Raw genomic sequence first — 11,948 nt, 5'->3', positions numbered from 1 at the left:
ATCTAGCTATTCCCGCGCCCAACGGTCCAGGTTCTCGGCAATGGTTGCAAGCCGAATAAGAGGATCTTCTACCGCTAGCAAGTCGGTGCGAACCTTATCTTCCAATGGCAGAAGCTGAGCCAATTGCCAGGATAGTGAGTCCGCAGACTCCACCGGCTCAAATTTAAGTGATAGCGTCTGTGCCCGCTCCTTCAACTCCTCCAACACCGACAGAAGACCATCGCAATCCGCTGGAATCGGCTTTTCATCTTCATCTGGTATCCATTCCACGTCCCCCAGAAGCAAGTCATCTTCTGCGCGACGGGTGTGGACAATGCGAAAGCGACGCCGACCTTTCACCTCCACATTTAGCAGCCCTCCCTCGCCCTGCCCCCAATCCACGATGTCGACATAAACACCGAGAGGCCATACTGAAGCGCGCCCCACTTCGCCCCCGGAGCGAATCAAAACAATGCCGAAGCCACTATTGGTTTTCATGGACTCACTGACAAGGTGAATATAGCGCTGCTCAAAAATCCGCAGGGGCAAAGTCACGCCGGGGTATAGAGGGACACTCAGGGGAAAAAGGGGTATCTGTTGCAAAGTCATCACTCATTATTTTTTGTGTGCCCTAAAGATAACATCGCCCTAGGGAACTCTGCGGCAGGTTAAGAGACTTTTTACCGCCAACCGGTTGGATTGCAAGCAAGTTTTTCCACTTTGCGGTAATTGTCGCTGGCAAGCCCAACACCCAGCCTTTAAGCTGCTGCGGTAAATTGACCAAACGGAGATTTTTCATGCCTACAGCAACCGCTCGCCATATCCTGGTTGAAAATGAACAGCAGTGCCAGGACCTGAAACAGCAAATCGAGAACGGCGCTGACTTCGGTAAAATTGCCGAGCAGTACTCCCAGTGCCCCTCTAGCCGTTCCGGCGGTGACCTGGGCTCTTTCAGCAAGGGAATGATGGTTCCCGAATTTGACAAGGTCGTATTTTCCGAAGAGCTGCATAAGGTACATGGCCCAGTCAAAACCCAGTTTGGCTACCACTTGCTGGAAATTACCAGCCGCCAAGACTGAGTCCCGACTGTTAAGCAGACATAAAAAAGCCGGGGTTATCCCGGCTTTTTTTATATTTCAAATTCCTTCGCTTCAGGCGCTGGGCGCCTCCTGCATCGGTGCCTCGGGCTCAACTTTATCAGCTTGCCTCTGACGACCGAGGGGCTTGAACATCACCAGCAACAGGGGCAGAAGTGTCAGGGAACCCAACAGTGCGGCGGACATCGCCAGCGCGGTGAGGAGGCCGAAATAGATCGACGGAACAAACTTCGACAGCGCCAAAATTGAGAAACCGACAATAATCGTGATCGCTGTGTAGAACATGGCACGGCCAATCGTCGCATGGCTGCGATGCATGGTCGCCAGGTAATTGCCATCTTTGGCAAACTCCGCGCGGAAGCGATACAGGTAGTGAATCGCGTGGTCCACCCCGATACCCACGGTAATCGCGGCGATAGTGATGGTCATCATATCCAGCGGGATACCCGCCAGCCCCATACCACCAAGTACCACACAGGCCGCCAGCATATTTGGCACCAGTGCAATCAGAGCAATCCACAGAGAGCGGAATAGCACCAGGAACATCAGCAGGATTCCGACAAAAACAGCACCCAGGGTCAGGATCTGGGATTTAAACAGGCTCTGTAACATATTGTTGTACAGAACCAACAGGCCGGTCTGATGAACATTCTCTGGAGCTATGCCCATCTCATTGTGAGCGTAGTTGTAGATACGCTGGATCAGCTCATCGCGACGCAGGGTGGGGTCTGTCTCCATCACTCGCAGGGTGATACGAGCCTGGTTGTTCTCCACAGATAAATAGGGGTCTACCAGAACGGAGCGAATTTCGGCCGGCAGGCTGGTATTGGCCACCGCCAGCTCAAAGTCATTGAGGGGACCGCCATTCAGATCCACGGCAACTTTATACAGGGTCGCCAGAGATTGAACCTTACCTATCTCCGGCTGCTCCTCCAGGTAATCATGCAGCTGCTCCAGCTTTGCCAAACCGGCAACCGTAAACCAGTAGCTCTGCTCCACTGACTCATCTTCACCGCCAAATGGATCATCGGAGGCAAAGGGGTCCTCTTCTACAGCGAAGGGATCTTCCTCTGCTTCCATCGCAAAGGGATCTTCTTCTCCCTCGAAAGCTGCCTCCTGCTCCTCGGGCTGATCCAGAATAATATCCAAGGTCACAGTGCCACCCAGGCGGCGGTCAATCACCAGCATGCCCTGATAAATTTCCGTGGAATCATCGAAGTAATCGATAAAGCGGTTTTCCACTTTCAGCTGGGATATACCCACCACACTCACGACGGCTGCCAGCAGTGAAATACCTAGCACCACAAACTTGTGGCGCTCAGCAAAGCGGGAAAACTGCAGGGTAAATGCGTGGGAGTTATCTGCACTTACACTGCCCACACGCTTCGGCAGCACCATCAGGAAACTGGGAATAATCAGGAACGACAGCAGCAGAGCCACAGTCACACCCATCGTCATCATCCAGCCAAAATCGATAACCGGGCGAATGCCGCTCACCACCAGGGACACAAAAGCCACGATGGTGGTCAGTGCGGTATACAGGCAGGGCTTGGCCATAAAGCGCACTGTCTGCAATACCAGCTTTTCAAGATCCCAATCCGGGTTCTGGGCAATATATTCCCGGTAGCGCACCGCCAGGTGGATGGTAATTGCCAAGGTAATAATTAACAGCAGTGCGACAAAGTTGGCCGAGATCACTGTCAGTCGCCAGTCCAGCCAGCCGAGTAGCCCCAGCATCACCACCGCAGTGGTAACACAAGTCATCAGCGGCAACAGCACCCAGCGCGGCTGGCGGAAAATCAGCAACAGAGTAATCACGATAAAAGCGAGGATCCCCACACCGAATACCAGTAGGTCGCTTTTAATAAACGAAATCATATCGGCGGTGATCATAGTGACACCACCGAGGAACAGCTCCGCTTCGCCGTTGTAGCCAGCCAGAATTGCGCGCACGGTATCGACGCGCTGGTGGGCAATTTTCTCTTGCTCAGTACGGTGGGCCAGATAGACCGCGCTGATCTCCTCCAGGCGAACGGCCTCTTCCGGAGTCAGTCCCTCTGTATTGCGCTTGCTGCGCAAAGCATCCCGCTCGCGCACCATCTCGATGCCACGGCTATCCAGTTTCAGGTTCGCCAGTATGGCCGTCGTCTGCCCGTCCGGACTCAGGATCAACTCCCGATAAATCGGACTGGAAAGGAACTCTTGCCGGGCCATATCCCGGTCGACATCGGGCCTGGAGAGCGTGCGCACCTCATCGCTGATATCGGTGAGAACCAGCTTGGGGCTGTATAGCAGTGGGACATCGAGAATGCTCTGCACACTGGACACACCATCTACCTTGGCCAATTCATCCCGCAACTTGCCCAGGGTTTCCAGGGACTCATCACTGAACAGGTCCCCAGTCTTGGAGCGGTAAGTGACGACCAGGAAGTCGCCACTGGCATAGCGCTCGGAAATCTCGCGGAAATAATCCAGGGATTTATCAGCTTCCAGAGTGAGGGAATCGGCAGAGGCGTCGATCTTCAGGCGGGACAATCCGAGGGCTGCCAGCAGGGTTAACAGGCCGATAACCACCAACACCGCAGCGGGCCGCTTGGTCACCAAGTATTCATAAGACTTCTGTAAAGCTGACAGCATAAATTTCCGCTTCTTTCCAAACTAAAAACTGGCCGCATTGCGGCGCGCATATTGTTCGCCTATGCGATGAATTAGCAAACCTAAAATTTGCCACCGCACCGTTTTATTGGAACTTTTTTCAGGGATTGTCGATATGCCCCAGGTCGCGTTCGGGAAACAGGGTATCCCTGACGCGACGTTTGAGCTCCTTAGCACCGGGAAAGCCGCCGTCACGCTTGCGCTCCCAGATCAAAATTTCGCCAATCCGAATCTCGAATACTCCCCCAGTACCCGGTTGCAATGCAACCTGATTAAGGTCATCGGCGAAAGTGTGCAGCAATTCCTGGGCCATCCAGGTGGCTCGCAACATCCAGTTGCACTGCACACAGTAGTGAATCGTAATACTCGGTTTTATCTCATTGCCCATCCTGCTCTCCCCAGCTGGGCAACAGCTTCTGCTCGATGCCCAACTGGTCGAGCAACCGCGCCACCACGAAGTCCACAATATCTTCTACCGAACTGGGCCTCTGGTAAAAGCCAGGGCTGGCCGGCAGGATCATGGCCCCCATGCGGGTGAGTTTCAGCATATTTTCCAGGTGAATCTCTGAGTAAGGCGCCTCGCGGGGAACCAGAATGAGCTGGCGGCGCTCTTTCAGGGCTACATCCGCAGCCCGCTCAATCAGGTTGTTCGATGCTCCGCAGGCCACCGCGGACAGGGTGCCACCACTTGCCGGGCAGATCACCATACTGGCTGGCGCCCCGGTTCCAGAAGCCACCGGGGAAAACCAATCGCGCTTGCTGAACAGAGTTAGCTGACCTTCCTGCGCGGCAAAACGATCAGCGAGGAAATTCTGCAACTCGCGTTCATCGCCCTCCGGCAACTGCATATTAGTTTCGGTGTTGATGACCACCTGAGCCGCCTCGGACAGCAGCAGCCATACGCGCACATTCGAAGCCAGCAGGCACTGAAGCAGGCGCAAACCATACTGGGCACCGGAAGCCCCGGTCATAGCCAGGGTCACGGTCTTCTCGAAAGGGGATTGATGCAAAGTCGATACCTTATTCAGCCCTGCGAGCATAGGGCTGCGCAGGAAACATTAGTCTTCTGACTTAGAGATCGTATTTCTGTTCCAGGGCACCGATAAGGCGCTGGTGGATACCGCCAAAGCCGCCGTTGCTCATCACTACGATATGGCTACCGGAATCGGCTAGCTGCAACACAGATTCCACACCATCTTCAATCGAATCAAAAGTTTTGGCCGGCACCGATGAGTGGTGGGCGACGTCTTCCAGGGACCAGTTAACTCCCTCAGGCTGATACCAGAGCACCATATCGGCCCCGGAGCAGGAGTCGGCCAGCTTGCCCTGGTGCACTCCCATACGCATGGTATTGGAACGCGGTTCAATCAGGGCAATGATTTTATCCTCCCCAACCTTCGCCCGCAGGCCATTGAGGGTGGATTCAATCGCGGTGGGGTGATGGGCAAAATCATCGTAAACACGGATGCCGGCCACTTCTCCCAAGCACTCCATACGGCGTTTAACCCCCTGGAAGCGTGCCAGAGCTGCCGCACTCAAATCTGGGGTGACACCCACATGCCGCGCCGCAGCCATAGCCGCGAGGCCATTTTGCACATTGTGCTGCCCGGTCAGGTCCCACTCGACCCGCGCCACAGCTTCGCCTTTAAACTGAACCGTAAAGCTGCTGCCATCAGCGGCAATATCCACTGCGCACCAATCACCCACTCGCACACCATCGGCAGACTCGCTGCCAACCCGCTGTACTTCACTCCAGCAGCCTTTATCAAGCACCTGCTCTACATTCTCTTCGGCAGAGGCCACTATCAAGCCGCTAGCAGGCACAGTTCGTACCAGGTGATGGAATTGTTTCTGGATTGCCGCCAGGTCCTCAAAGATATCTGCGTGGTCAAATTCGAGATTGTTGATAATCACCGTGCGCGGGCGGTAGTGCACAAACTTGGAACGCTTGTCGAAAAAGGCAGTGTCATACTCATCCGCCTCAACAATAAAGAAGGGAGACTCTCCCAAACGAGCAGAGACACCAAAATTAGCCGGGACCCCACCAATCAGGAAGCCGGGCTGCATATCTGCCGCTTCCAAAATCCAGGCCAGCATACTGGCGGTGGTGGTTTTACCGTGAGTTCCGGAAACCGCCAATACCCAGCGGCCACCCAGGAAGTGATCGCACAACCACTGGGCGCCAGAGGTGTAAGCCAACCCTTTTTCCAACACCGCCTCTACTGCCGGATTTCCCCGGGACATAGCATTGCCAATAATCACCAGGTCCGGGGCGGGCTCCAGCTGTGCGGGATCATAGCCCTCGGTAATTTGGATACCCGCTTGTTGCAACTGGGTGCTCATAGGTGGATAAACATTGGCGTCACTGCCGGTTACGCGGTGCCCTTCCGCCACCGCCAGTTGGGCCAAACTGCCCATAAATGTGCCGCAAATACCTAGAATATGAATATGCATAGCGGAAAAATGTACTCCTACGGGTTGCGGCGCAAGCTTAACACGGCAAATCGGGCCAGTAATTGCCAAATACCCCAATTACCATGCAATTTACTCGCTATTCCATTAGACTCCGCCCCCGCATTGGTCGGCCTCATCCCCGGTACGGTGGTAGGAATTTTCCCGAAAGGGTCGACACCCGATACGAGCTCCCGGTTATCCCCACTGGCACAAATGTTTAAAACTAGATGCGAGGCGGATTACCGGATCGGGATACTTCTCTATATCTCTATAAGCACAGGATAACCATGTCGAAAAAGAACGCCTTTTATGCGCAGTCCGGTGGCGTTACCGCCGTGATCAACGCATCCGCCTGCGGCGTAATTGAAGCTGCGCGTGAAAACCCGGACCAGATTGGCAATGTCTACGCAGGGCTAAACGGTATTCTCGGCGCGCTGCGCGAGGAGCTGATCGACGTGAGCCAAGAGAGCGCAGAGGATATTGCTGCACTGCGCCACACCCCCTCCGGTGCCTTTGGTTCCTGCCGCTATAAACTGAAGAGCCTGGAAGAGAACCGCGCAGAATACGAGCGCCTGATCGAAGTCTTCAAAGCGCACAATATTGGCTACTTCTTTTACAACGGTGGTGGCGACTCCGCAGACACCTGCCTGAAAGTATCCCAACTGTCCGAGACCATGGGTTATCCAATCCAGGCCATCCATATTCCCAAAACTGTGGATAACGACCTGCCCCTGACCGACAACTGCCCGGGCTTTGGCTCCGTTGCCAAATATGTTGCCGTTTCCACCAAGGAAGCGGCCATGGACGTGGCCTCCATGTGCGCTACTTCCACCAAGGTATTTATTCTCGAGGTGATGGGCCGTCACGCGGGCTGGATTGCCGCTGCCGGCGCTCTGGCCCAAGAACAGGAAGGCGATGCACCCCACATTATCCTGTTCCCGGAAATCGCTTTCGATAAAGAGAAGTTTCTCGCCAAGGTACAAAAGACCGTAGACGAGAAAGGCTACTGCGTTATCGTCGCCTCCGAAGGCGCCCAGTACGGCGACGGCACCTTCCTTGCCGATGCCGGCACCACCGACGCCTTTGGTCACAAGCAGTTGGGCGGTGTTGCACCGACCCTGGCCAACATGGTCAAAAGCGAACTCGGCCTGAAGTACCACTGGGCCCTGGCAGATTACCTCCAGCGCGCCGCCCGCCATATCGCTTCTGCTACCGACGTTGAGCAAGCCTACGCCGTAGGTCGCGCCGCAGTGGAAATGGCTGTAGCAGGCAAAAATGCCATTATGCCAGCCATTATTCGCGCAGAAGGTGAAGAGTACAGCTGGTCCATCGCAGAGGCGCCGCTGTCTGAAGTCGCCAACGTAGAAAAATTTATGCCGCGCGAATATATCAGCGAAGATGGCTTTGGAATTACTGAAGAGGGACGCAAGTACCTGCTGCCATTAATTCAAGGCGAGGATTACCCTCCCTACAAAAATGGCATTCCCCAGTACGCCACCCTGAAAAAGCAGCTGGTGGAAAAGAAGCTGGGTACTGATTTCGAAGCTTAATAGAAACGGTTGCCAGTCTCCCAAAAGCCTCCGAGTAAAATCAGGGGCTTTTTCTGTAAACGCCTCTACGCAGACTCCACATCAGACCAAACCGCAAATTCATTGCCGCAAGGTTCCCTAAAATGGAAGCGCCTGCCACCGGGAAACGGGAAAATTGGCTTGGCTATTTCGGCTCCGCATTGCGTGACTTTTTCCAGGGTACCCTCCAGGTCGCGGCTGTATAACACCACTAATGCAGATCCATTTTCAGTAGTGCTCTGCAACTCTGCCTTGAAAAAGCCACCGTCCAATCCAGCATTTGAAAAAGCGGTGTACTCCGGACCGTAATCGGTAAAAGTCCAATTAAAAGCCTCGGTAAAGAATGCTTTTGTCTTACCCAAATCCCTGGAGGGCAACTCAATATAATTAATTTTCTCGCACTCTCTCATAAGCTCACCATTTTCCTTATTTTTCAATTTTCAGGCTGTAGGTCGCACAGGGGTATTCACCACCTGAAAACTGCCATTTGCCAGCGCTAGTGGCCGATCCTGATAGAGAATAATGGCGCGATCCATCATCTGTACAAAATCGAGCATCGCATAAAGGATCACACCTTTTCGCCCCTGATATATATCAGGCCGATAAATCAACGCCGCCATCCTATCGTCCATGGCTTCATAGGTATATGAAGCCTCCCCAACTAACTCTCCCGACGCCGTAACATAACAATGTGTCGCGGTTTCATAGGTTACCGTGTGGGTAGAAAGGTCGGGGAAATCACCTTGTTTTGAATAGTGTGTGCCGGTCCATTCCAGGCTTAAACCTTCCAATGTCTTAAATGCCTGCAAACTATGTCTCCCCCAGTGGTTTAATAGCTTCGCCGATCACTAGTAACTGATTTACCTGAAGCAATAAAACACACGCTGACTGAAAACGACACTCCTTGCATTAAATATTTATCTATTTTGATACGTCTCCGATAGTCCCCAATGATACCTCAATACTCCAGAAAGACATCTTAGGCACTTTGCTCAAGTCTTTTTCCAATTCAGGGATCGGGCACGCACAAACACTTTCCCCTCCAATGGTCCATATAAAAAAGATTTTAATGACTCGCAATGGAGCCTTGCCGGGCTACCAATATGAAAACGAGGAAGTGAAACACTCGGGCATATACCCACGAAGGTAAAGAAGAAAAATACGCAATTAACGCGGGGAGGAAAGAAAACGGCCGAATATCTCTTGCCTTAATATCCGACCGTTCAATATGTGGAGTTAATTATTTATTGTTGTTGATATCCATCTCAGTGCCAAAACGGCTTGCGAATCTCAATTTCACGGTAGGCTTTATCTTCATTACCGAAATCGTCTTTCACAGTCAGGGTAATTTCATAACTACCACCGGTGGCATAGCGATGCAGTGCCATGGGGCCGGAGCGGCTGGTGCCATCACCAAAGTCCCACTCATAGCTCAGGTTACCGTCACCATCGTAACTACTGCGCTCTTCAACCCACACCCAGCGCAGGAAACTGTGCACTTTAAAGTCAGCCTGAAGCTCAACAACTTCATCAACCTGTACAAGCTGCTCAACGGTGGAGATCGCTCCCCGGTCGTCCTCAACCTGGAGAATTACAGAATAAGTGCCTGCTGCATCGTAGCTATGACTGGGGTTTTGCTCAGTACTGGTAGTGCCATCACCAAAATCCCAGGCCCAGCTAACGATAGTGCCATCGGTATCGACGCTGCTGTCGAAGTAGTTCACTTCGAAGCCTTCAACACCCCACTCAAACCCGGCAACCGGCTCCTGGTTATCTGCCCCCAGGTCCAACTCAACCACAAGCGGATCGTGATCTGAAGCGCGGAATGCATCAGTCGAGTAGAAACTCTCCACCTGCTCATCGGTTTTATTCTCGATGTTGTAATCCAGCACCCGAGGCTCGTCGGCATTGATATGCCAATCGGCCGCACCTGTTACCAAAGGAGCCAGTGATTCACTGGCGAGGGCGTGATCCAAGTAGCCGGACTCACCGCTGTAGACATAGGAGTAAGCTTCTCCTTCACCGAAAACCTCCAACAAATCAGCGTAACCAGCGTCCTTTAGAGTGCTAATTGGGTTTTCACGGGCGTAGCTATTGAGGTCACCGAGCACCAGAACACGATCGGTGCCGCTACCTGTCGGGTCAGAATCAATCCATGAAACCAGGGCATCTGCGGCTTCGGTGCGCAGCGAGTTCCAGCAGCCCTGTCCATCACCCAGATCATCGTTCAAACTGCCATCGTCAGGACAACTTCCCTTTGATTTAAAGTGATTGACCACCACGGCCAGCTCTTCACCACTTGATAGTTCGGCAAAAGCCTGCAGCAGTGGTTGGCGGTTACCGTCATCAAAGGGATAGCTATCAGTTGTCGCAGCAGCGCCTATAGGCATTACCCGATCGCTGCGATAAATCAGCCCCACAGTAATTTCATCGGTGCCCAGTTGAGCCAGGTCTGGATTAATAAATTGATAGTTTTCACTGCCAGTAGCCGCGTTAAGACCATTAATTAAATCCTGAATAGCACTTTCCGAACCGTAGCCATCGTTCTCAATTTCCATTAAGCCAACTACATCGGCATCCAGGCCTAAAATAGCGGAGATAATTTTATTTCTCTGGCGCAGGAATTCTTCTTCAGTATCAGCCCCACGGGAGGTAGGGAAACCGCCGCCATAACCATCGCCATTAAAATAATTCAGAACATTAAAGCTGGCGATCTTTAAACTGCCCTTACCCGGTAATTGTGGAGCGCTATCACGCAGGTTGGCAGCAACAAATTCTGGCGCCTCCACGGGATGTACTCGGTAGGCGCTGTAGCTATACCCCATTACTCCGCGCAACCCCTCTACCGTATCGCCATTGCGTAAGGTATTGCTGGCACTGAGGCCGGAGACGGGATAAGGCACAGCTTCCGGGTTCTGCACACTGGAACCATCGTCCAGCACAATCCTATTCAGATCGTTTGCACTTTCCTGTGCTACGGCTGCAACCCCAGGCTCATTGTTGTGGGTGGGAATATAGAGACGGCCATTGGCCAGGGTGACTTCACCATAGCGCCCCAGGTTATAGTGGTCATTCACCATCAGGGCTTGCGGGAACTCAACCAACATCCCCTCGTATTGCTCCTGCTCTTCGGCAGAACTAAACGGCAGGGAGACTTCCTCGGCAGTCACACTGTAGCCGCTACCGCAAACCGTAACGCCATCTACCTCATCTAACTCGGTAAAGTCATAGTATTCAGTAACCACACCACCGACGCGAACCAAATCCCCGACTTGCACATCTACACCGAAGCCTTTGTCGTGTACAAACAACCCCTCAGAGGTATTTATCTGGCCATCCTGATCACTGTCTTCCTCTTGCAGGAAGAAGCCGGAAAGGCCGGTGCTGGTATCTTGGAAATCACCAACAACAACCGCTTCAATTTCGTGGCGCTCATTCTCCAGAGCGCTTTCAAACTCATCACCCTGAACCTGGCTGATTAACGTAGAAATATCTCCGCAATCGCCGAGAACAACATCGTCATCACCGCCGTCATCTCCACCACCAGTGCCGTCTTCGCTGTGCCAGCCGAGGTTGGAAAAGTCGTCCTGGCCCAAGCTGGACCACTCTGAAGCTGGGTTAAAATCCATGCTGCCATCAACACGGCCTTCGCTCACACTCCAGTTGCGAATTAAGGTTTGATTTTGGGTCCCCAGACTGTTGTCGCCCCATTGGCTACCGGGATCAACACCGATCTGGCCGATAACATCCACATATCCATTGGGGCCACTCAGGGCAACCGCATCATCCCCGTTAAACAGGCCGCTGGTATAAATCTGATCGGCTACTGACAGGATTGAGGAATCAGCACTGGCGTGGGCGAATACGTAAACATCGCCGTCTGCCAAGCTGCCACTTAGGGCGATGGTTGAAGCCGCCGCAGAGGAGCCATTGAAGTAAAGTTCAATGCTGTAGCTACTGAGGTCAACCGCTGCACCCGTGCCATTGTAAATTTCAAGGGCCTTATTATTGCTACTGCCCTCGATATATTCAGAAATAATGAGGTCGCTGGCTTGGACCTCTTCAGCCAAAAATGGTAACCCCAGGGCTGCAAGGGCAGCCAAGCCAATCTCTTTCATAATGTTCTCTTCACTCGTACCTGACACAGATCACGCGGCGCAAAGATTGGCGGTTAATTCCTAAAGTTCGATGAATG

Annotated in this window: 10 protein-coding genes; 2 read left to right on the top strand and 8 right to left on the bottom strand. The window is 53.0% G+C overall.

Annotated elements, in window-relative coordinates; translation table 11 throughout:
* Positions 1–6 precede the first annotated feature (6 nt).
* Complete coding sequence (locus tag ACJJIS_RS03600) at positions 7–588, bottom strand: LON peptidase substrate-binding domain-containing protein (RefSeq protein WP_475710330.1); 582 nt, start codon at positions 586–588, stop codon at positions 7–9.
* 188 nt (positions 589–776) lie between these two features.
* Between ACJJIS_RS03600 and ACJJIS_RS03595 the strand changes: the two genes are divergently transcribed.
* The gene (locus ACJJIS_RS03595) at positions 777–1,058 is read left to right on the top strand and encodes a peptidylprolyl isomerase (protein ID WP_282931463.1); all 282 of its coding nucleotides are present in this window, start codon (positions 777–779) and stop codon (positions 1,056–1,058) included.
* 72 nt (positions 1,059–1,130) lie between these two features.
* Here ACJJIS_RS03595 and ACJJIS_RS03590 read toward each other — a convergent pair whose 3' ends face one another.
* From ACJJIS_RS03590 to mpl, 4 genes are all read right to left on the bottom strand, one after another.
* Positions 1,131–3,713 (bottom strand): efflux RND transporter permease subunit, encoded by a 2,583-nt coding sequence (locus ACJJIS_RS03590; protein WP_475709499.1) that lies wholly within the window; start codon positions 3,711–3,713, stop codon positions 1,131–1,133.
* A gap of 118 nt (positions 3,714–3,831) precedes the next feature.
* Entirely contained in the window at positions 3,832–4,119 is a 288-nt protein-coding gene (locus tag ACJJIS_RS03585) for an Rdx family protein (RefSeq protein WP_282931461.1), read from the bottom strand.
* Positions 4,109–4,771, bottom strand: coding sequence for a flavin prenyltransferase UbiX (locus ACJJIS_RS03580; RefSeq protein ID WP_475709498.1), 663 nt, complete (start codon positions 4,769–4,771; stop codon positions 4,109–4,111). The genes ACJJIS_RS03585 and ACJJIS_RS03580 overlap by 11 nt, the downstream gene beginning before the upstream one ends.
* Before the next feature lie 31 nt (positions 4,772–4,802).
* Positions 4,803–6,185 carry a UDP-N-acetylmuramate:L-alanyl-gamma-D-glutamyl-meso-diaminopimelate ligase gene (gene mpl, locus ACJJIS_RS03575; RefSeq protein WP_413663151.1) on the bottom strand — a complete coding sequence of 461 codons (1,383 nt, stop codon included), beginning with the start codon at positions 6,183–6,185 and terminating at the stop codon, positions 4,803–4,805.
* Positions 6,186–6,472: 287 nt separating this feature from the next.
* Between mpl and ACJJIS_RS03570 the strand changes: the two genes are divergently transcribed.
* Positions 6,473–7,735: a 6-phosphofructokinase gene (locus ACJJIS_RS03570; protein WP_282931458.1), complete on the top strand. Its 1,263-nt coding sequence runs from the start codon at positions 6,473–6,475 to the stop codon at positions 7,733–7,735.
* A gap of 65 nt (positions 7,736–7,800) precedes the next feature.
* Here the strand turns inward: ACJJIS_RS03570 and ACJJIS_RS03565 are convergent, their stop codons facing one another.
* The 3 genes from ACJJIS_RS03565 to ACJJIS_RS03555 form a co-directional block, all read right to left on the bottom strand.
* Positions 7,801–8,163, bottom strand: coding sequence for a VOC family protein (locus ACJJIS_RS03565; protein ID WP_475709497.1), 363 nt, complete (start codon positions 8,161–8,163; stop codon positions 7,801–7,803).
* Between the two features lie 30 nt (positions 8,164–8,193).
* Positions 8,194–8,562 (bottom strand): hypothetical protein, encoded by a 369-nt coding sequence (locus ACJJIS_RS03560; protein WP_475709496.1) that lies wholly within the window; start codon positions 8,560–8,562, stop codon positions 8,194–8,196.
* A gap of 456 nt (positions 8,563–9,018) precedes the next feature.
* Positions 9,019–11,871, bottom strand: a complete 2,853-nt coding sequence (locus ACJJIS_RS03555; protein ID WP_475709495.1) for an ExeM/NucH family extracellular endonuclease — start codon at positions 11,869–11,871, stop codon at positions 9,019–9,021.
* Positions 11,872–11,948 lie beyond the last annotated feature (77 nt).

It is taken from the genome of Microbulbifer maximicatervae (SeqCode) (assembly GCF_056231245.1).
This window is presented reverse-complemented; position numbering and strand designations above follow the sequence as displayed.

What these genes read in the sequence shown, in the direction of transcription:
- ACJJIS_RS03600 (WP_475710330.1), bottom strand. Translation starts at nt 588, where the DNA reads ATGACTTTGCAACAGATACCCCTTTTTCCCCTGAGTGTCCCTCTATAC.
- ACJJIS_RS03595 (WP_282931463.1), top strand. Translation starts at nt 777, where the DNA reads ATGCCTACAGCAACCGCTCGCCATATCCTGGTTGAAAATGAACAGCAG.
- ACJJIS_RS03590 (WP_475709499.1), bottom strand. Translation starts at nt 3,713, where the DNA reads ATGCTGTCAGCTTTACAGAAGTCTTATGAATACTTGGTGACCAAGCGG.
- ACJJIS_RS03585 (WP_282931461.1), bottom strand. Translation starts at nt 4,119, where the DNA reads ATGGGCAATGAGATAAAACCGAGTATTACGATTCACTACTGTGTGCAG.
- ACJJIS_RS03580 (WP_475709498.1), bottom strand. Translation starts at nt 4,771, where the DNA reads ATGCTCGCAGGGCTGAATAAGGTATCGACTTTGCATCAATCCCCTTTC.
- mpl (WP_413663151.1), bottom strand. Translation starts at nt 6,185, where the DNA reads ATGCATATTCATATTCTAGGTATTTGCGGCACATTTATGGGCAGTTTG.
- ACJJIS_RS03570 (WP_282931458.1), top strand. Translation starts at nt 6,473, where the DNA reads ATGTCGAAAAAGAACGCCTTTTATGCGCAGTCCGGTGGCGTTACCGCC.
- ACJJIS_RS03565 (WP_475709497.1), bottom strand. Translation starts at nt 8,163, where the DNA reads ATGAGAGAGTGCGAGAAAATTAATTATATTGAGTTGCCCTCCAGGGAT.
- ACJJIS_RS03555 (WP_475709495.1), bottom strand. Translation starts at nt 11,871, where the DNA reads ATGAAAGAGATTGGCTTGGCTGCCCTTGCAGCCCTGGGGTTACCATTT.